The 18,376-nt window shown below is 72.2% G+C and carries 19 protein-coding genes; 8 read left to right on the forward strand and 11 right to left on the reverse strand.

Features of this window, described 5'->3' with window-relative positions:
- Positions 1–151 precede the first annotated feature (151 nt).
- The 7 genes from OEIGOIKO_RS01810 to OEIGOIKO_RS01840 all read right to left on the reverse strand — a co-directional run bounded on the left by OEIGOIKO_RS01810 (position 152) and on the right by OEIGOIKO_RS01840 (position 7,113).
- Positions 152–973, reverse strand: coding sequence for a hypothetical protein (locus OEIGOIKO_RS01810; protein ID WP_170251491.1), 822 nt, complete (start codon positions 971–973; stop codon positions 152–154).
- Positions 974–1,296: 323 nt separating this feature from the next.
- Positions 1,297–1,890 (reverse strand): hypothetical protein, encoded by a 594-nt coding sequence (locus tag OEIGOIKO_RS01815; RefSeq protein ID WP_125051174.1) that lies wholly within the window; start codon positions 1,888–1,890, stop codon positions 1,297–1,299.
- A gap of 904 nt (positions 1,891–2,794) precedes the next feature.
- Positions 2,795–3,433 (reverse strand): nucleotidyltransferase domain-containing protein, encoded by a 639-nt coding sequence (locus OEIGOIKO_RS01820; protein ID WP_125051176.1) that lies wholly within the window; start codon positions 3,431–3,433, stop codon positions 2,795–2,797.
- 157 nt (positions 3,434–3,590) lie between these two features.
- Positions 3,591–5,165: an FMN-binding glutamate synthase family protein gene (locus OEIGOIKO_RS01825; RefSeq protein ID WP_371859009.1), complete on the reverse strand. Its 1,575-nt coding sequence runs from the start codon at positions 5,163–5,165 to the stop codon at positions 3,591–3,593.
- A gap of 14 nt (positions 5,166–5,179) precedes the next feature.
- Positions 5,180–5,377, reverse strand: coding sequence for a hypothetical protein (locus tag OEIGOIKO_RS01830; RefSeq protein WP_125051180.1), 198 nt, complete (start codon positions 5,375–5,377; stop codon positions 5,180–5,182).
- A 55-nt stretch (positions 5,378–5,432) separates the two neighbouring features.
- Positions 5,433–6,437 (reverse strand): MerR family transcriptional regulator, encoded by a 1,005-nt coding sequence (locus OEIGOIKO_RS01835; protein ID WP_125051182.1) that lies wholly within the window; start codon positions 6,435–6,437, stop codon positions 5,433–5,435.
- Positions 6,424–7,113 carry a HEAT repeat domain-containing protein gene (locus tag OEIGOIKO_RS01840; RefSeq protein ID WP_125051184.1) on the reverse strand — a complete coding sequence of 230 codons (690 nt, stop codon included), beginning with the start codon at positions 7,111–7,113 and terminating at the stop codon, positions 6,424–6,426. The genes OEIGOIKO_RS01835 and OEIGOIKO_RS01840 overlap by 14 nt, the downstream gene beginning before the upstream one ends.
- A 148-nt stretch (positions 7,114–7,261) precedes the next feature.
- Here OEIGOIKO_RS01840 and OEIGOIKO_RS42050 point away from each other — a divergent pair, with 148 nt between their 5' ends.
- The 8 genes from OEIGOIKO_RS42050 to OEIGOIKO_RS01880 all read left to right on the forward strand — a co-directional run bounded on the left by OEIGOIKO_RS42050 (position 7,262) and on the right by OEIGOIKO_RS01880 (position 14,308).
- A complete protein-coding gene (locus OEIGOIKO_RS42050) occupies positions 7,262–7,747 on the forward strand; it encodes a hypothetical protein (protein WP_174857111.1) in 486 nt (161 codons plus the stop codon).
- A gap of 133 nt (positions 7,748–7,880) precedes the next feature.
- A complete protein-coding gene (locus tag OEIGOIKO_RS41340) occupies positions 7,881–7,988 on the forward strand; it encodes a keywimysin-related RiPP (protein WP_125043397.1) in 108 nt (35 codons plus the stop codon).
- Between the two features lie 147 nt (positions 7,989–8,135).
- Positions 8,136–9,995, forward strand: coding sequence for a lasso peptide isopeptide bond-forming cyclase (locus OEIGOIKO_RS01855; protein WP_125051188.1), 1,860 nt, complete (start codon positions 8,136–8,138; stop codon positions 9,993–9,995).
- Positions 9,996–10,016: 21 nt separating this feature from the next.
- Positions 10,017–10,274 carry a lasso peptide biosynthesis PqqD family chaperone gene (locus OEIGOIKO_RS01860; RefSeq protein WP_125051190.1) on the forward strand — a complete coding sequence of 86 codons (258 nt, stop codon included), beginning with the start codon at positions 10,017–10,019 and terminating at the stop codon, positions 10,272–10,274.
- A 43-nt stretch (positions 10,275–10,317) separates the two neighbouring features.
- The gene (locus tag OEIGOIKO_RS01865) at positions 10,318–10,734 is read left to right on the forward strand and encodes a lasso peptide biosynthesis B2 protein (protein WP_125051192.1); all 417 of its coding nucleotides are present in this window, start codon (positions 10,318–10,320) and stop codon (positions 10,732–10,734) included.
- 148 nt (positions 10,735–10,882) lie between these two features.
- Positions 10,883–12,664 carry an ABC transporter ATP-binding protein gene (locus tag OEIGOIKO_RS01870; RefSeq protein WP_246177126.1) on the forward strand — a complete coding sequence of 594 codons (1,782 nt, stop codon included), beginning with the start codon at positions 10,883–10,885 and terminating at the stop codon, positions 12,662–12,664.
- A 519-nt stretch (positions 12,665–13,183) separates the two neighbouring features.
- Positions 13,184–13,615: a YciI family protein gene (locus OEIGOIKO_RS01875; RefSeq protein ID WP_170251493.1), complete on the forward strand. Its 432-nt coding sequence runs from the start codon at positions 13,184–13,186 to the stop codon at positions 13,613–13,615.
- Entirely contained in the window at positions 13,616–14,308 is a 693-nt protein-coding gene (locus tag OEIGOIKO_RS01880) for an HAD family hydrolase (RefSeq protein WP_125051198.1), read from the forward strand.
- Here the strand turns inward: OEIGOIKO_RS01880 and OEIGOIKO_RS01885 are convergent.
- Genes OEIGOIKO_RS01885 through OEIGOIKO_RS01900 form a run of 4 tightly spaced genes read right to left on the reverse strand, consistent with a single transcriptional unit; the run spans position 14,280 to position 18,354 of the window.
- Positions 14,280–15,383, reverse strand: a complete 1,104-nt coding sequence (locus OEIGOIKO_RS01885; RefSeq protein WP_125051199.1) for an alcohol dehydrogenase catalytic domain-containing protein — start codon at positions 15,381–15,383, stop codon at positions 14,280–14,282. The genes OEIGOIKO_RS01880 and OEIGOIKO_RS01885 overlap by 29 nt on opposite strands.
- The gene (locus OEIGOIKO_RS01890; RefSeq protein ID WP_125051201.1) at positions 15,367–16,062 is read right to left on the reverse strand and encodes a TenA family protein; all 696 of its coding nucleotides are present in this window, start codon (positions 16,060–16,062) and stop codon (positions 15,367–15,369) included. The genes OEIGOIKO_RS01885 and OEIGOIKO_RS01890 overlap by 17 nt, the downstream gene beginning before the upstream one ends.
- Positions 16,062–16,961, reverse strand: a complete 900-nt coding sequence (locus OEIGOIKO_RS01895) for an FAD binding domain-containing protein (protein WP_125051203.1) — start codon at positions 16,959–16,961, stop codon at positions 16,062–16,064. The genes OEIGOIKO_RS01890 and OEIGOIKO_RS01895 overlap by 1 nt, the downstream gene beginning before the upstream one ends.
- Before the next feature lie 58 nt (positions 16,962–17,019).
- Positions 17,020–18,354 (reverse strand): MFS transporter, encoded by a 1,335-nt coding sequence (locus OEIGOIKO_RS01900; protein ID WP_246177128.1) that lies wholly within the window; start codon positions 18,352–18,354, stop codon positions 17,020–17,022.
- Between the last annotated feature and the right edge of the window lie 22 nt (positions 18,355–18,376).

The following is an 18,376-nucleotide window of genomic DNA, read 5'->3' on the forward strand; positions in this document are numbered from 1 at the left end:
CAAGGGCCCCGCCGCAGGGGCCGAGTCGTCGCCGGTATCAGCGTCGAACGCTCGGGCTTCCCTGGCCTTCCCGGCCTGGCCGCCGCCATCGTCTGCCACAGGTGTCTTGCCCGGCTCACCACGTAGGACACCTTCGGGTCCTGGTCTCGCCTCACTCGCACTTCTCGGCCCGTCCCGCCGGGCCGCTCACGTACTCCACCCGCACGCTGTCGCTCTTCTCCAGTACCCACACCGTCCCTTCGCCCGGGCTCCAGCGGACGGGTACGACGTAGACGCGGTCCCCGGCGATGTGGAAGAGGCGCAGGCCCGAGTACCGGAAGCCGAAGGCGCTGCCCTTCTCCAGGACGCGGAAGTAGCAGCTGCCACCCCCTCGGATCATGAGGTCGTACTTGCTGAAGACGACCACGGCGGGGTCCTTGGTGCTCATGCTCCGTGCGGTCTCGGCGGCCCGGCCCCGGCCCACGACACCGGCGTAGGCGTACACGGCCCAGAACAGCAGGAGCACGCTGATCAGTACGGTCAGTGCCCACACGCGCTGGTGGTGACGTCTTCGCGTCCCGGTGAGGCCGGTGGTGCCGGAGGCTTCGGGCGTGGCGGGCGGCGGGCGGGTGCGGGCGTACGCCGTGAGCAGGAACCCGATGATGGCGCTGAGCGGGATGAGCAGGTCGAACAAGCCGGGGTGGAGCCGGTAGGGAGCGAGCAGCGCCAGCGGCGGGAGCCAGGCGAACCGCAGGCGGCGCGCGGCCCACGCGGTCCTGCGGGGTTCGTCGGCGGCCCACCGGTGGAGTCCCACCGCGGCGAGTGCCGCCCCCGCGACCACCCATGCCGGCAGAAACAGCGCCTGCACGCTCCGCAGCAGATAGTCGCTGGTGGAGAGGTGGAAGAGGGAGTCCTGCAGACCGAGGGCGGTGCTCTCCGCGTCGCTGCTCGCCCAGCCGAAGTAGAAGAGCACCGCCGTCAGCAGTGTCACCAACGAGCCGACCGTGCCGGCCAGTTCGAGCCAGCCGGGGACGGCCGTGGGGGCGGGGTCGGGGGCGGGGTCGGGGCCTGGGTCGGGAGCTGAGCCGGGAACCGGGGCGGGGGCAGGGGTGGGGCCAGGGACACGGCCGGGGCTGGGTGCCGGGGCCGGGGCGGGTGATGGGGCGGGAGCGGGTGACGGGGCGGGAGCCGCCACCGGATCCCGATCAGGCCCGGCCCCCGGCCCATCACCGGGTGCGGGCCCAGTTCCCGGTTCCCGGCGGTTCCACCCCCTCCTGGCACGTCGGCGCACTCGGGCCACGAGCGACGCGACGCGGGTCACGGTGACGACTGCGGGCGAAGAACGGTGACGGTGGGCCCATCGAGGCGGAAGGCGTTGCCGTCACCCCGCAGCGAGACCTGGGCCTTGCCGAGCGGCAGGTCGGCGGGTACCTCGACGGGCAGTATTCCCTTGTGGCAGCAGCGGTCGTTCGGGTCGCCTGCCTGGAACGGGACCTTCCTGTTGTTGAAGTACACCGAGACCGGCACCGGCCAGGTACCGGAGATGAAGAAGTCGCCACCCTGGTACACGGTCGTCGAGCTGTGATCGGTGATCCCGTTCGGGCACGCGTTACGTCCCGCCGGCGCGGCCCCGAACACCACCTTGCCGTCCGGGTGCCGTATCCGGAACAGGGCGAGCTCCTCCAGCACCCGGAAGGCCGCCCGGTACTTGCAACTGCCCGTCGAGTAGCCCTTCACCTGCGCGTATGCGGTGGTGACGGTCTGCCACCGGTCGGTCTGCCCCTGAGCCACGAAACAGGCGGCGACGAGCCCCTTGAGCACGTTCCAGGGGTGCGGGGCGACCTCCCACTGTCCTTGCCGTCCGGCGGCCAGGTAGCGCGTCTGTGCCAGGCGACAGTCCCTGCGCTGCACCAGGTCGTAGACATGATCGAAGTTGGCGTAGTCGTTGGACGGCGATTTCGGGCCGAACGGCGTCCAGGCCAGCTCCTTGCTCGGCTCCGGCCGACCAGGGGCGGCGCCACCAGACGACCAGCTTCCGTGCGAGCGGGCTGCCGGGCCGCCGGGTGTCCACCTTCCGCCTTGGCCGTCCGAACCGCCCTGCCCTGCGCGCGGGCTGTTGTGCGCGCCGGGCCAGGTACCACCGGGGCTCGTAGCAGTCGGTCCCCGGGGCCGGACGCCTCACCGGACCCGGTGGCTTCTTCCGGCCCGGAGGTCTTACCGGGCCCACCGGTTGAGTCCGGCCCCCCAGAGGTACGCGATGCCGACGGCGACGATGACGGCAACGAGACAGTCGGCGCCGCCCCCTTCGGTGTCTTCTCCGCCCGGTCGTTCCCGGACCCGCACCCGGCCGACGACAACGCCAGCACCACCGCGAGCACCACTGCGGTCCTTCTCCTCCGGTCCCCCATGTCCCGCCCCCCGGCAGACATCATCGGGCTTCCACACTTGGACGCCGCAGTGCCAGGGTAGAGGCGAGGCCCTGCCGCACGCTGGAGTTCGTGTGGGCCAGAGCGCTTCTGATGGTTTCTGAACGGTGTCGCGAAGCCGGATGACGATGGCGGTAGCGGTGAGGGTGCCGTCGGAGATGCAGGAGCGTTCGTCGTAGCGGGTGGCTGATGCGCGGAACTGATTCCCCTTGCTCATGCGCCGCTCGACTCTTGCGCTGCCGGTACCGGGTGGTGTCGAAAACGGTTCGGAAGGGCGCCGCGACAGCGGCGCCGGCCCTGTACAAGCCGGTCTGTCACATCACCGCGACGGTACGGTGAGCGCCCCCGCCCCGGCTGTGCCTGCCGCCGCGGTGCACGTCCTGCGCCGCCTACCTCGCCAGCTCTGCCGACCACGGATGACCGGGGTGCACGCGTTCCAGCCACTCGCCGAGGAAGACCCGCCGCGCCCGGCTCAGCAGCGGCAGCACCCTGTCGAAGTCCGCCTGGTCCTTGGGGCGTACCGCTTTCGCTTTGAACAGCAGCACCAGCTCCGGCACCAAGTAGGGGATCCCGTCTGCCGTCCGCTCGACGATCGTGTCGTAGGGCAGCCGCAGCCGCACGTCCCGACGGCAGATCCACGTCCCGTCTTCGTGCGGCTCGCGGAAGACGTCGAACAGGAACTGACCGCTCGCCGGGTCTCGGAGCCAGGTCTGGTAGGTGACCGCCAGCGGCTCAGGTCCCGCCCCCGCCCAGATCCGCCCCGAGCCCACCGCGTCCCACACGTACTCGGCGAAGCGGTCCCGAATCTGCGGGAATCCCGCAGCGGGCACCGCGATCTCCAGATCACCGTGCGGCCGCGGCCGCCCCCCACGGAACAGATCCAGCGCCCATCCCGCCACGACGCACCAGGGCGTACCGACCCCGTCCAGCCGCTCCGCGACCTGTTCCGGCCGCCAGGCATCCGCCCACCGGGCATCCAGTTCCTCCGCGTCGGGCACAATGCCGCCGGGCGGCAGGACCTCGGTCATCGGCACAACCTACTACTGCCACGCCCCGGACCGGATGCCGCATTCTTGCGGCGGCCGGCGCCAGGACCTACCAGGACGGGACGACCTCGTTGCCTGCCGTGGCCGACCCGCCGAGGCGGACAGTCGCGATATTCCGTTCGTACCGGGACTGCTGGAGTCACACGGTGAACTGGTCGGGGTCCGCCGCCGCCCAGTCCGCCGCCCAGTCCTGGGGCGGCCCGTCGAGCAACTGCCCCGGAGCGAGCCAGGTGTAGAGCTCGGCGTACGACCGGACCGTGTCGGGGCCGACGCGGCTGCGCAGCATGTGCGGGCGCAGCTCGCCCGGCTCCCGTACGCCCATCGCCGCCATGATCTGCAGGGCGCTGCGGACCGTCGCGCGCTGGTAGCGGTGCACGCGCTCGGACTTGTCGCCGACGACCAGGGCGCGGGTGCGCCGCGGGTCCTGTGTGGTGACGCCGACCGGGCAGCGGTTGGTGTGGCAGCGCTGTGCCTGGATGCAGCCGACCGCGAACATCATCGTGCGGGCCGCGTTGGTGTAGTCAGCGCCCTGCGCGATGCGTTTGACGATGTCGCTGCCGGTGGCGACCTTTCCGCTCGCCCCGATCTTGATGCGGTCCCGCAGGCCGGTGCCCACCAGCGCGTTGTGCACCGTGATCAGTCCCTCGGTCAGCGGGCTGCCCAGGTGATCGGCGAATTCCAGCGGTGCCGCTCCGGTACCGCCCTCCGCGCCGTCGACGATGATGAAGTCCGGGGTGACGCCCTCGGCCCGCATGGCCTTGCACACGGCCAGGAACTGCCGCCGGGAGCCGACGCACAGCTTGAACCCCACCGGTTTGCCGTCCGCCAGTTCGCGCATCCGGGCCAGGAAACCGACCAGTTCCCGGGGCGTGCCGAACGTCCGGTGGTAGGGCGGAGAGACGACCGTCTCGCCCTGCGGCACCTCACGGACCCGGGCGATCTCGGCGTTGACCTTGCCGCCGGGCAGCACGCCGCCCAGGCCCGGCTTGGCGCCCTGCGACAGCTTCAGGGACAGGCACTTGACCTGGTCGTGCGCGGCCTTGTCGGCGAATTCGTGCGCGTCGAAGTCGCCGTCGCGGGTCCGGCAGCCGAAGTAGCCGGTGCCGATCTCCCACACGAGGTCGCCGCCGTGCCGCAGGTGGTACTCCGACAGCCCGCCCTCGCCGGTGTCCTGCGCGAAGCCGCCCAGTGCGGCACCCCGGTTGAGGGCCAGGATCGCGTTGGCGGACAGCGACCCGAAGCTCATCGCCGAGACGTTCAGCAGTGCCATGTCGTACGGCCGGGTGCAGTCGGGGCCGCCGATGCGCACGGTCGGCGGCTCGTCCGGCACCGGCTGCGGCGCCATGGAGGGGACCAGGAACTCGTAACCGCCTCCGTACATGTCCCGCTCGCTGCCGAACGGCGCCTCATCCTCGGTCCCCTTGGCGCGCTCGTAGACGATGTTGCGCACATCGCGGTCGTAGGGGCGGCCGTCGTAGTTGCGCTCGATGAAGTACTGCTGCATCTCGGGGCGCACGCTCTCCAGCAGGTAGCGCAGCCGGCCGATCAGCGGGTAATTGCGCAGCACCGAATGGCGACGCTGCAAGGCGTCGTGCACGCTCAGGGCGGCGAGCGCCAGTACGGGGCCGGCGGCCGTCCACCACCAGGGCGAGGCGAGCAGGGCGGACGCCGTCAGGACGGCACCCGTCAGGACGAGGACGAAGACAACCGACAGTCGCAGCACATCTGTCAGTCAACCGGATACCGCAGTCGAACACGAAGGGCGACATGCCTGTCCGTGGTCCGGGTCACGTCCGCTGCGTCGATGGCCGGCCGACCGTACGCCCCGTACGGGGTGACGGCCTCGACGTGCTGTGCGACGCCGTCGGCCTCTGCGAACACCACGCCGTCCGCGAGCCAGGCCAGCCCTGCGCCGTACAGGACCATCCCGCTCAGGTGACAACGCCGGCGACACGTGCCGTTCGGCCGACTGCCCCTCCTGTCACTGTACGTCGCGGAGCTGGAGGAGATAGGCGGCGGTCAGTGCAACAGCGCGGTCCTCGTCGTGCGAAAGCTCCACAAGGGCACGGGACGCCGCAGTCCCCGGGATGTCCGCCAGTGCCTGGGTCAGCCGTCCACGTGCGGGGGCTCCGGTGGTGTCACGAGCGAGGCGGTCGACAAGACTGGTCGCGATCCGGTCTGCCGTCGCGGAGTCGCTCGCGAGCCTGCCCAGTGCGTCGGCCGCGTCGGTGTCGTTCCTGCCTGCAACGATCATGTCGATGAGTGTCGGGACCACTTCGGCCACTCCCCGTGCCCCGAGCGCCAGAGCCGCATACCCGCAGACCTCGGCGTCGGGGTCGGTGAGGGCGTTCCGCAGATGCGCGGTCGCCTCGCCGCCGGGCAGCCCGGCGAGGGACCGAACGGCCCGCCTGCGCACCTCGGCCACCGGTGAGCCGAGGCCCTTCGCCAGCAGCGCCGGGCCGTCGTCGCCGGATCGCGCCAGTGCCCAGCGGAGGGTGCCGGCGACGCCCGGCTCCGTCTCGCTCAGTGCCGCCTCTACCAGGGCCTCCGTCGGCACCGGAATTCCGTCGGCCGAGGAGAGGGCCGCGCGCTGGCGGATGTCGGCGCTCTGCGACCCCAGCGCCTGGAGGAGCGCGACGACCTGGAGGGTGTCCTCCCAGTCGGCGGGGTCCGCGGCGTCGATCCGGCACAGCCGCGTGAGCAGCTCGGTCTCGGCCGCGATGCGCTCACGTGTCTGACGGATGAGGTCGCCGACGAGCGCCGAGGGTGTGAAACCGGGATCGTCGAGCGCGCGTCCGATCTCACGCAGCGACAGGCCCAGCGACCGCAGGCTCTCGATGTGGAAGACCCGCCGGATGTCCTGCGCCGCATACTCCCGATAGCCGGAGCCCGTACGGCCCGAAGGCCGTACGAGACCGAGCGATTCGTAGTGCCGGAGCATACGGGCACTGACCCCGGACCGTTTCGACACCTCACCGATCAGCACGGTTCTCCTCGTCCGTCCTGGGGGCCCCGGCGAGGACCCCGACGCGCTTGGCCTCCTCGATCGCCGACTCGAATCCGGCGTCCGGGTCGCGCCGCAGCCGTTGGGTGGCGAGCGCGTGTGCCCGTACGCGGGGGTCAGCGGCCGTGGTCGCGGCGAGCAGAGCCGGCACCGCCGCTTCGCCCAGCGCGACCAGCGCCTGGCTGAGGCTCAGCCGGGTGTCCCGATCGCCGCGCCCGAGCTGGGTCGCCAGCGCCGTGGCCAAGGCGGACTCCGCGCCTTCCGGTACGAGTACGACCGCGGCCCGCCAGGCGCTCCGCGCCACCTCGTCGTCGGCGTCGGACAACAGGGCCGGTGTGATCGCGGGCCACGCCCGCCGGTCCCCGATCTTGGACAGCGTGTGCAGGGCCTGGCTCCGTGCCTGCGCACGCCCGGAGCGGACCTCGCGCAGCAGTCCGGGGAGCGTCAAGGTCACCGGGTGGCGGGTGAGCGCCCAGGTCAGCATGTCGCGGACGAAGAACTCGGGCTCGATCGCGCATCGCTCGACGAGCTTGTCGACGAAGCACGGGTCAGGCGCCGTACCGACCGCCAGGGCAGCCCGCAGTCGCACGGACGAGCGACTGTCCGCCAGCCGCTGGAACGCCCGTATCGCTTCCGTGTCCTGTCTCGTCATGGCCATCGGGACCACCTCCTTGGGCAGCAGTGAAGACCTTGTCACCGTGACAAGGTCAAACGGGGACCGGACGAGAGTGTGTGGGCTCCGGCACACCCGCCCTGTTCCCGTACCACCTGCCGAACGGGGTGCACGCCCCCGTATGGGGTGAAGCATGGTGAGCCCGGACACCGGCACCGGCGTCCGGATGGGTGCGAGAACGGGTGTCCGGGCCGGTGTGAGCGGCGTACCGGTACTGCTGACCCTCGCGGGCCACGACGTCCACGTGGACACCGCCGACACGGAGCGCACCTACCGCAGGACGCTGGGCGGCGGCGCGCTGACCGTCGAGCGCTGCCCGGACGCGACCCATTCCCTGCTCAAGCAGTCCATCGAGCAGTCCGACGCCAAGACCACGCTCACCGCGCTCTTCTCGCCCCGCTCACTCTTCGCGGCCGGATTCCTGGACGACCAGCGGCACTTCCTGAACGGGCTCGGCCGAGGCACCGGCGGCATTTCCCGACCGCCTTTCGACGAAGGCGTGCGCGCCTTCAAACCGGTTCACGCCACCCTCGGGGAGCGCATGGGATCACATCGCTACATGACAACAGGAACACCCGCCCCCAGCGCACTACACACCGCCGTGAGCGAATCATTGTGATGATGCGCTCGTCGCTCTTACGGTTACGTCGCGGCCACAACCGCTCGCGGGAGCGAAGGCGCAAATGCTTCCGCATGGCGTCGGCCAGGCCCCCGCGATTCCCGTCATTCTCCAAGGGAAAAGGAGTGCGACCATGACGTACGAGCGTCCCACACTCACCAAGGCCGGCAGTTTCCGGAAGGTAACGGGCGTCAAGAACACCGGGCCCAAGGATGTTCTCGGCGGCAAGCAGCTCCTCTGACGCGACCGGTGCGGGACGCTGAGCGCACCCGCACCCTGCCCGGTCCGGGCCGGCCCCGCGCCGGCCCGGACCGCGGCCGGCCGGGCCCGTCCGCCGGCTTGCCCCGCCCCTTCCGACGTCCGGAGCCCCCGACCGAAGGCCGTAGCCGTGGAAGAGACCCTGTCCCTGTCGGCCCTGCCCAGCTGGTTCGTCGTACTGCCCGACACCGACGCGGCCACGGCGGTCGCCACGAAGGCACTTGCCTACGCGTCGCACAGCCTGCGCCATGCGTCCGGCAGGCCCTGGCTGGTGGGCCGGTGGGCGGCGGAGACGGCCGTCGTCGGAGTGCACGGCGAGACCCGCGTCGCCGTGATCGGGGAACACTCCGTCACCCTCCAGGAAGCGCGGCGCGCCGCCGCCGCGGTGGCCACCACGGCCTCGTTGACGGCGCTGGACCGGCACAGCACCACATGGGCCGGCAGCTTCCACCTCATGGCCAGCTCGGGCGGCCGGGTCCGGGTGCAGGGCGGCGTCGTCGACCTGCGGCGGGTGTTCCACGCCGACGCCCCCTCCCCGGCGTCCGGCCCGGTGAGCGTCGCCTCCGACCGGGCCGACGTGCTGGCCGAGTTGGTCGGTGCGGCGCTGGACGAACGCCGGCTCGCCCTGGAGCTGCTCACCCTGGGCGTGCCCCACCCCTTGTCCGGCTCACCGCAGTGGCGGGGGGTCCGGGCCCAGCCCGGTGGTCACTACCTGACTCTCGGCATCGACGGACGGGCCCGGTCGGTCCGGTGGTGGTCACCACCCGCCCCCGAAGTCTCCCTGGCGGAGGGAGCCGCGCGCCTGCGCGAGGCGCTGACCACCGCCGTCCAGGTGCGCGTGCGGGGACGCGACCTGGTGACGGCGGACCTGGGCGGGCTGGATTCGACCGCCGTGTGCTGTGCGGCGGCAGGCGGGGACGCGCAGGTCGTCGCGTACACCGCAGCCCTCCACGACGAACTCGGTGACGACGTGCACTGGGCGCGGCGGACCGTCCAGGCCCTGGGGTCCGTCGAGCATCACGTCGTACCCGCCCAGGACACGGCCCTGACCTTCGACGGTATCGACACGCTCCGGGACATCCTGGATACGCCCAGCATGCTCACGGTCGACCGCAACCGCCGCATGCACCTCGTGTCTCTGGCCGCCGCACGGGGGTCCGGCCTGCACCTGACCGGGCTGGGAGGCGACGAATTGCTGGCCGGTACGCCCGCCCGGCTGCACGACCTGACAACCGCCCACCCCCTCGTCGCCCTGCGGGACGTGCGCGGGTACGCCGCCAAGTACCAGTGGCCCCGACGCAAGGTGCTGCGCCAACTCGCGGACCGCCGCTCCTACCGGTCCTGGCTCGCCCGGGTCGCCCGGGACCTGACCGAGCCGGCGGCCGCCGCGGACGAGCCGCTGCTCGACTGGTCCGTGCCTCCCCGTATGCCGCCCTGGGCCACGCCCGAGGCCGTCGCGGCGGCGCGCGAGCTGCTGACCTCCTGCCTGCCGGACGCCGAGCCACGGGGCAGCGGACACGGCGAACACCGGGAGCTGGCCGCCATGGACGGGATCTCCCAGTGGACCCGGCACATCGGGCAGATGGCCGCGCCCCTGGGGGTCACCGTGGCCGCCCCGTACTACGACGACCGCGTCATCGAAGCGTGCCTCGCGGTCCGGACACCGGACCGGATCACCCCATGGCGCTACAAGCCCCTGATCGTCGAGGCCACCCGCGGCATCGTGCCCGAATCCGTCCGCACCCGCGACACCAAGGCCAACGCCACGTTCGAGGAAGAGACCGGGCTGCGGCGCCACCGCGCCCGGCTGCTGTCGCTCTGCGAGGCATCCCGGCTGGGGCAGCTCGGCCTCGTCGACGTGGGCGTCCTGCGGGAATGGTGTCGCCGCTCGCTGTCCGCGGAGACGGAGAGCTATCTGCTGCACCCGACCGTGGCCTGCGAAGTGTGGCTGCGTTCCCGCGAGACGGCACCGGCACCGCCCGGCCGCTGACCGATTGGAAAGGTGAAGGCGATGTACGCGCTGAAGCCCGGTGTTCTGCTGACCGAGACCGAGTACGGCATGGCGCTGCTCGACCAGAAGAGCGCCGAATACTGGACCCTCAATCCCACAGCGGCCGTCGTCCTCCAGACGCTGCTGGACGGCCACGGCGTCGGCCGGGCGGTGCAGGCGCTGACCGGGCGCTACGAGGACGTCGACACCGAACTGGCCACCCAGGACGTCACTCGCATCATCGACGACCTGCGCTCCGCGGGCCTCATCGCATCGTAAGAGCCGCACCGGGCGCGCACCCGGCCCAGGGAAGAGGTACGCAATGTCGGCACCGGAAGCGGTTCCCTACCGCCCTCGCTCCATCCCCTTGCCCCGCCGCTTCACGGCCCGGGTGGCGGTGAGCTGTGCTCACGTACTGGCCACCCTGCCGCCCGGCCGCATCCGCGCCGTCCTGGGCCTGTTGCGGCGCGGTGCCCGGCCCGCCACGCTCGCCGAGGCGGGCCGGGCCCGGCAGACGGTGCTCGCCGTGAGCCTGGCCGCCGGAGGCAGCAGAGGGTGTCTGCCCCGGTCCCTGGCCACGGTGCTGCTGTGCCGTCTGCACGGGCAGTGGCCCGTCTGGTGCGTGGGAGTCCGCACGCGCCCTCCGTTCGCCGCACACGCCTGGGTGGAGGCCGAGGGCGAACTCGTCGGTGAGAACGTGCCGGCCTCCTACTTCCAGCGCTTCTTCGCCGTGGAGTGAGGCCGTGACCTCAGCACCCCCCGTCGAGACGCGGCCCACCGGCGGACCGGCGCACCCATCGGAACGACCGGACGGCCTCCCCGGCCCCGGCACCGCGTGGTCCGGCCTCCGGGCTCTCGCCGGCCACCTCCGGCCGCAACGCGGGCGCATGCTCGCCGGTGTCGGGCTCGGTCTGCTCGGCAGCCTTCTGGGGCTGGCCCAGCCGATGGTGGCCAAGCAGGTGATGGACACCATCGGCCAAGGGCGGCCGGCGGCCGGTCCCGTGGTGATCCTCAGCACGCTGGTGACGGTCGGCGGACTTCTCGCGGGCCTCGGCCACTACGTGCTCGACTGCTCCGCCGAGTCCATCGTCTGCACCGCCCGCCGCCGGCTGACCCACCTTCTGCCGCGCCTGCGCGTGCCGGTGCTCGAAAACACCGAGCCGGGAGACCTGATCGCCCGTGTCACCTCCGACACCGCGTTGCTGCGGCGCGCCGCCCCCCAGGCCGTGTCGGCCGCGGTCACCGGCACGCTGATCACCGCGGCGACCGTCGTGATGATGGGGGTGCTGGACGCCGTCCTGCTCGGCGTCACCCTCGTCGTGATCGCGTTCGTCGGCCTCGTCGTCCTCGTGGTGTCCCCGCACATCGGCCGGGCCACTCGGCACACGCAGGAGGCCGTCGGCCGCCTGGGGGCCGGGCTCGAACGGACCCTGGGTGCCCTGCGCACCGTCAAGGCGGCCGGTGCCGAGCATCGGGAGACCGCCGCGCTGCACCGTGCGGCCGAGTACGCCCGCCGCACGGGCGTGCGCGCCGCCGCGTGGGAGGCGGTCTCCGCCACCTTGTCGGCCGTCGTCCTCCAGGTCTGTTTCCTGGTCGTACTCGGAGTCGGCGGCGCACGCGTCGCCTCCGGCGCCACCGGCGTCTCCACGCTCGTCGCCTTCCTCCTCTACCTCTTCGCCCTCACTCCCCGGATCGGGCAATTGGTCGAAGGGGTAGGCCAGTTGCAGATCGGGGCGGCGGCCGCGGTGCGCATCCGGGAAGCCGAGACGCTGGAGGCCGAGGAAGCAGGGCCTGCGGAAGCGGGGTCCGCGCAACCGGAGGGTGCGCGACGACGCGGCGACGAGGCGGCCGCGGCTCCGCGGCGGCCCCCGGCCCCGCGCGCACGGTGCGAACGCCCCGCCGCCGTGGCCTTCCAGCACGTGCGCTTCACGTACCGGCCGGGTCTCCCGCCGGCCCACCAGCACGTCTCCTTCGCCCTTCCCGCCGGAGGCACGACTGCGCTCGTCGGGCCGTCCGGTGCGGGCAAGACCACCGTTCTCGCCCTCATCGAGCGTTTCTACGAGCCGGACGCCGGACGCGTACTGCTGGACGGCAGGGACGTGCGCCAGTGGCCTCTCGGCGAACTCCGTGCCGCCATCGGCTACGTCGAACAGGACACGCCCGTACTCGCCGGAACCCTGCGCGACAACCTGACGCTGGGCGCAGCCGACGTCACCGACGAACAGGTCGCCCGGGTGCTGCGTCTGGCCCGGCTCGACACCGTGACGGACCGCCTGCCGCACGGTCTGGACACCCCGGTCGGCCACCGCGGCAGCCGGCTCTCCGGCGGTGAACGGCAGCGGGTGGCGATCGCCCGGGCCCTGCTCCGCCGGCCCCGGCTGCTCCTGCTGGACGAGGCCACCTCCCAACTCGACGCGTCCAACGAGGCGGCCCTGCGCGACACCGTCACGGATGTCGCGCGCCGCACCACCGTCCTGGTCGTCGCGCACCGTCTGTCCACCGTGACCACCGCCGACCGCATCCTGGTCATGGAAGCCGGGCGGGTACGGGCGCTGGGAACCCACACCGAACTGCTGGCACGTGACTCCCTGTACGCCGCATTGGCAAGCACCCAACTGATCGGCCCCGGGCGAGGGCACGGCCCCTCGGCCCCGGTACCGGAGTGCTGACCTCTTCCCGCAGACAGCACTCGGCCGGTTTCCCAGTCGTCTCCCGGGAAACCGACGCCGAGGCCGGCACCCCGCATCCACCTCACCGGCCCGGCTCTCCCCAGGAGCATCGGCGCCGATCGGGTCGGCCGCAGCGTCGTACGGTCGAGTGCGGCATCGACCGTCGCGTGTGTTCACGGAAAGCTGCCTGAGATGTTCCGCTCGTCGGTGACGGCTTTCCGGTTGACGGACGGCGATGCGGTTTCCCGGTGACTCCTCAGGGAATCTCTGGAGGCGACGGTCCAGCCGTTCAGCCGCCCGATCATTCCGTGCCTCGTTCCGACCGATGATGCGGCCCGTTGCGGGCTGCGTTCCCGGTGTCGGCCCCCTTCAGCAACTCATCCCGTTCGTGGCTCGCGCGAGGGAATTCCCTGCCGTTTCCGGCATCCGGCTGGGCGGGCCGGATCGACGTATGTCCAAGGAGTGTGCATGCCCGCTCGGTTTTCCCGCCGCAGAGACACCGCCGCCATTGTCGAACGCATGGGAAGAGTACGGCTGTTCGCCGTCTTCATGCGGCCGACAGCGGCGTACGACGTCGAAAGCGAACGCGGACGTGACCTGATGCTCGACCATTTGGACTGGCTGCTGGACCTGGAGGACGAAGGGCGCCTCTTCGCCGGAGGGCCGCTCCGCGCCGGCAGGCCGGAGGAGGCGCCGCCGAGGGAATCGGCCGTGGACCCCACCGGCTTTTTCGTCATCGGCGCCGCGTCCCCCGAAGAGGCCCAGGAACTCGTCGCCCGAGAGCCTTTCGCGCGCGCGGGCTGGCGTACCTGCGTGGTGCACACGTGGCTGCTCAACGAAGGGGTCACGATCGCCGTGGGGCGTCGGATCGAGGAGATCTTCGGCGGGTCCGAACCGGAGCTCGGTACGGCCTCTTGGGAACGCACCGACGAGCCGGGGAAAGGAGCTTGAATGCCTGCCGTGCTCTACGACTTCGACGGCCTGCTCATCGACAGTGAAACGGCGGGGCTGCTCTCGTGGCAACGGGTGTACGCCGAGTTCGGACACGAACTCGACCTGGCCCACTGGCTTTCCGAGACCGAAGCGGGGCGGGGCCCTTGCATGCCGACGGAGCGGCTTGCGGAGCTCGTCGGGAAACCCGTGGACTGGGAGGCGGTGGAACGCCGGCGGATCGTGTGGCGGGACGAACTCCTCGTCGCCCGCCCGGGTGCCGAGGACCATCTCGCCGAAGCCCGGCGGCTCGGTTTCGACCTGGCCATCGTGTCGAACGCGCCGGACTGGTGGATCCGGCAGCGGCTGGACAGCGCCGGAATCGCTCCGGAGCTCTTCGAGGTCATCATCTGCAAGACCGAGGGAATCGCACGGAAGCCGGCCCCGGACGCCTACCTGGCGGCGCTGCGGGAACTGGAGTGCGCGGCCGGTGACGCCCTCGCGTTCGAGGACAGCCCGGTGGGGATCCGGGCCGCGCGGGCCGCCCGGATCCGGTGTGTGGCGGTGCCCAACATGGTCACCGCGCATTTCGACCTGTCCGCCGCGGATGTGACGCTGCCGTCCTTGGCTGCCCGGCCGCTGGCGGAGGTGGCCGGCGCGCTGCTCACCGCCGGCTGCCCCGGGGTCAGGGAACGATCACCAGACGGCCGGTGACCCCGCCGCGCGCCAGGCGGTCCAACGCCTCGTTGATCCCGGCGAGCGGGTACTCCGCGGCGATCAGCCCGCGGAGGCTCCCGGCAGCGGCCATCCGCACCACGTCCCGTGCGTCGTCGAGCGTGGCCCCCACGGAGCCGAGCACCGCCGTCTCACGGGAGACCAGCGGGAACACGTCCAGGGCCACGGGCCTGCCGGTGTAGCCGACGACGGCCACCCGCCCCTGGAGGTCGGCCAGCAGCACATCGAGGTTGAGGGTGTCGGTGCTGCCGACGGTGTCCACCACGACGTCGCAACGGAGGATCTCCATACGGGAGGAACGCTGCATGGCGCCGACCGGGTGCGGGTCCGCCGGATCGACGGCCGCGAGCGCCCCGTACCGCAGCGCCGCCTCCCGGCCGCAGGGGCGCGGGTCGAAGGCGACGACGCGGGCACCGCGCGCGACGGCCGCCTGGACACAGGCCAGTCCCACGCCTCCCGCGCCGACGACCGCCACCGCCTCTCCCGCCAGCAGCTTGGCCACCGACCGGAGGACGTGCAGCGCGGTGGTGCCCGAGCACCCGAGGACCGCCGCCTCGGCGAGCGGGACGTCCGCCGGGACGGGCACCAGACAGCGCGCGGCGGTCAGGAAGTACTCGGCGAATCCTCCGTCGGTGTCGAACCCCCACTTGGCGAGCGGGGTGGGGCAGAGATTCTCCAGGCCCAGTGCGCAGCGGCGGCACACGCCGCAGCCGTGGTAGTAGTACGCCAGCACACGGTCCCCGACGGCGAGCCCCGTGCTCCGGGCCGCGCCCTCCCCCAGCTCCGCGACCTCGCCCGCGATCTCGTGGCCCAGGATCAGGGGCAGCCGGGGCGTGGCCGGCACCCCCGCGGCGAGGTGCAGGTCGGTGTGGCACACGCCCGCGGCCCGGACCCGGATCACCGCCTCGCCCGCGCCGGGCAGCGGGCGGGCACGCCGCTCCAGGGTCAGCGGCCGGCCGGCCCCGTTCAGGACGGCGGCGAGCATCGTGTGGTCCGGGTCGCTGTCGACAGCGTGGGCACCGGCCGTGGCACCGAGGTCAGTCACCCTGCTCACCGGGCCAGCGCACGTCGAGGTGCCACGCGGCGTCGAACACGTCGACCTGGTGCTGCACGCTGCGCAGGTACAGGAGCTGCATCCGCTCCCGGCCCGCCTCGTCGGTCCGGGCCGCCTCCGTCTCCATCATCTCGGCGTGCACCTGGGCCATCCGGTGAACGGCCCGCTGGACGTAGATGTCGGCCCATCTCTGGTACGCGGACGGCCCGGCGACGCGGACGTCCGCGAACCGCCGCCCGATGACCTCGGTGAACATCGCGCACGGCAGCAGCGCCGAGGCGATGTCACCGATGCTCCCTTCCAGGGAGGTGCGGACGAGGTGGTTGGCGTACGCCTCGCGGGCGGGGATGTAGGCGGCGGGGCCGATGCTCAGCTTCCCGGTGACTCCCAGCTCGGCGAGGATCTCCTCCTTCGCCCTGATCTCCCCGAGCACCCACACGTCGTCCAGGACGGTGGCGGCGGCCTTGGACCACGCGGAGCCGGTGGGGGCCTTGGCCAGTCCCAGGGCGAGCGCACGGTGCAGGTCGGAGATGTAGGGGGCGTCGTTGACCTGGAAGGAGACGAACTTCTCGACCGGGAGTGTGCCGGCGGCCATCGCCTCGATCCACGGGTGGTGCCGGTAGGCGCGCCAGGCTCCGCAGGCGTGCCGGCGGCACCGTTCCACGAATGAGTCGACCATCAAGAGACCACCTCTCCGGAGGGACCGCGCGTGCGGTCAACTGCCTGTACGAGAGCCCGGCGGACGAGGACCCGGACCAGGTGGCGCCGGTAGTCGGCGGAGGCCAGCGCGTCGGACCGGGTGCGGACGGTCCGCGCGGCCAGGTCGGCCGCCCGGCGCACCGCCGGTGCGTCCACCGGGCCGGAGCACAGCGAGGCACCGGCCTCAGCGAGTGCCGCGCCGTCGTGTCCGGCGACGAACGGCGCGATGCGGGCGCCGCGGCACCGGCCGTCCGGGCGCAGGTCCAGCCGTACGGCCACGCCGCCGAGGTGGGCGCCGAAGGTCCGGCGGCCGGCCCGCAGGAAGGCCCACCCCTCGCCGGAGCGGCAGCCGGGTACCTCGACGGCGGTGACCAGTTCCCCGGGGCCGGGGCCGGCCTCGGCGAACAGCTCGCGGGCGGCACGGTCGTGCGTGTCCGCGGCCCGGCGCACCGTGACGCGGATGTCCAGCACCGAGCAGAGTGCGGACATCTGGAGCTCGGGGGCGGCCTGCGCGACGGCCCCGGCCAGCGTGCCTCGCTGCCGTACGAGAGCGGTGCCCATGGTGCGCAGTGCGGCTGCCAGCAGGGCGTGTCCGGGATGCCGGGCCGCGACGGCGAGGACATCGGCCTGGCGGGCGGCGCAGCCGATCCGCAGTACCGGGCGCGGGCCGCCCGGCCGGCCCGCCAGGGCAGTGACGCCGTCGAGTCCGGGGACGTTGTTGATGTCCACGAGCAGGGCGGCCCGGCGGCGGCGCGAGCGCAGTTCCGGTATGAGACTCAGCCCGCCGGCCAGTACGGCGGCGCCCGGCGACATGTCGAGCACTTCGAGTGCGTCCTTCAGGTCTCGGGCCGCGTGGAATGCGAAAGGTGCTGCGTGCATGGACGCCTCCGGCGGTCGGACGGGCTGCCCTTGTCGGGCCGTACGGGAATCGCGGCGCTCAGTCGGCCTCTTCGGCGGTCACCTTCACCTCACCGGCCGGCACGTACTCCTCACCGGTCACCGCCGCGTACGGCAGCCGCCGTTCCAGCGGCAGCATCAGGGCGGTGCCGAGCAGCGCGACCCCGCCGAGGACGATCCAGGGCAGCTCCGCGCGCCGGCTGAACAGCACGGTGAACAGGACCGGGGAGACGATGGTGCCCACGGTGAAGGAGTACTGGAACGCCGCGAGGTAGAAGCCGCGTGCGGAAGGCGGCGCGGCGCTCGCGGCCAGGGAGTTGGACGCCGGTTCGTGAATCAGCTCGCCCGCGGTGTAGCAGAGCAGCACGAGCAGCAGGAATGCGGGCAGCGCCGCGTGCGGCAGCAGGAGGGCCACGGCCGACCCGGCGCACCACACAGTCCAGCAGAGGCCGGACAGTGCCATCGTCCGCACACGCGTCATATGCCGCCGGACGAACCGGCTGACGAGGGCGGGGGTGGTGGCGAGCAGCACGGTGTTGACGGCCAGCAAGGGCCCGACCACCCAGTCGTCCACTCCCAGGCCCTTGGTGACGTACACGGGCAGCGCGATGGTCAGAAAAGTGCTGCACACGGCGAACGCGGTGTTGGCGAAGATCAGTTGGAGGTAGGGCCGGTCGCGCAGCAGGGCGCGGTGGCCGACGCCGAGCGGCTCCGTCCGGGCCCCGGCCTCCGCGGCGGCCTCCGTCTCCGTGACGGCGCGCGGAGGGTGCGTGCGGACGGCGGGGCTCACCCGGACGAGGGACCACACCAGGAGCGCGGCCACCGTGAAGGAGACGCCGTTGACCAGGATCAGGAGGTGGTAGGCGCGGGTGGACTCCCAGGCGAGGGCCGCCCCCGCCGTCATGCCGCCCGCGCCCGTCCCCGCGGCTCGGATCATGCTCGCCCTGGCGAACCACCACTCCTTGGCCCGGCCGGTGGTGTCGGCGTCCGCCAGTTCGGCGATGAGGGTGAAGACGGAGGACCAGTAGACGCGAGCGCCGATGCCCTCCACGAGAACGGCGGCCATCAGGGAGACCGGTCCGGAGACCTGGAGGTACAGGAAGAATCCGACGGCCTGGACGAGTTGCCCGGTGATGACGACGGGACGGGCGCCGAAGCGGTCGGCCACCCGGCCCGCGAGCAGCGGCACGGGCAGGGTGAGCGCGGTCGCCACACTGACGAGCGTGCCGATGAGAGGCAGCCCGATGTCCGTGGCGTGCAGAAAGTACAGCAGGGACAGCGGCACGTACAGGCCGGTGCCCAGCGCGTCCACCGACATCGCCGCGAACAGGGGCCAGGCGGCGGGGGAATGTTCCCGGGATTTTCTACGAGGCACCGTGGGCGACCTCTCCTCTTGT

Source organism: Streptomyces paromomycinus, assembly GCF_003865155.1.
Classification (GTDB): Bacteria; Actinomycetota; Actinomycetes; order Streptomycetales; family Streptomycetaceae; genus Streptomyces; species Streptomyces chrestomyceticus.

What these genes read in the sequence shown, in the direction of transcription:
- OEIGOIKO_RS01880 (WP_125051198.1), top strand. Translation starts at nt 13,616, where the DNA reads ATGCCTGCCGTGCTCTACGACTTCGACGGCCTGCTCATCGACAGTGAA.
- OEIGOIKO_RS01870 (WP_246177126.1), top strand. Translation starts at nt 10,883, where the DNA reads ATGCTCGCCGGTGTCGGGCTCGGTCTGCTCGGCAGCCTTCTGGGGCTG.
- OEIGOIKO_RS01865 (WP_125051192.1), top strand. Translation starts at nt 10,318, where the DNA reads ATGTCGGCACCGGAAGCGGTTCCCTACCGCCCTCGCTCCATCCCCTTG.
- OEIGOIKO_RS41340 (WP_125043397.1), top strand. Translation starts at nt 7,881, where the DNA reads ATGACGTACGAGCGTCCCACACTCACCAAGGCCGGCAGTTTCCGGAAG.
- OEIGOIKO_RS01875 (WP_170251493.1), top strand. Translation starts at nt 13,184, where the DNA reads ATGGGAAGAGTACGGCTGTTCGCCGTCTTCATGCGGCCGACAGCGGCG.
- OEIGOIKO_RS01840 (WP_125051184.1), bottom strand. Translation starts at nt 7,113, where the DNA reads ATGGCCATGACGAGACAGGACACGGAAGCGATACGGGCGTTCCAGCGG.
- OEIGOIKO_RS42050 (WP_174857111.1), top strand. Translation starts at nt 7,262, where the DNA reads ATGGTGAGCCCGGACACCGGCACCGGCGTCCGGATGGGTGCGAGAACG.
- OEIGOIKO_RS01830 (WP_125051180.1), bottom strand. Translation starts at nt 5,377, where the DNA reads ATGGTCCTGTACGGCGCAGGGCTGGCCTGGCTCGCGGACGGCGTGGTG.
- OEIGOIKO_RS01895 (WP_125051203.1), bottom strand. Translation starts at nt 16,961, where the DNA reads ATGCACGCAGCACCTTTCGCATTCCACGCGGCCCGAGACCTGAAGGAC.
- OEIGOIKO_RS01890 (WP_125051201.1), bottom strand. Translation starts at nt 16,062, where the DNA reads ATGGTCGACTCATTCGTGGAACGGTGCCGCCGGCACGCCTGCGGAGCC.
- OEIGOIKO_RS01860 (WP_125051190.1), top strand. Translation starts at nt 10,017, where the DNA reads ATGTACGCGCTGAAGCCCGGTGTTCTGCTGACCGAGACCGAGTACGGC.
- OEIGOIKO_RS01820 (WP_125051176.1), bottom strand. Translation starts at nt 3,433, where the DNA reads ATGACCGAGGTCCTGCCGCCCGGCGGCATTGTGCCCGACGCGGAGGAA.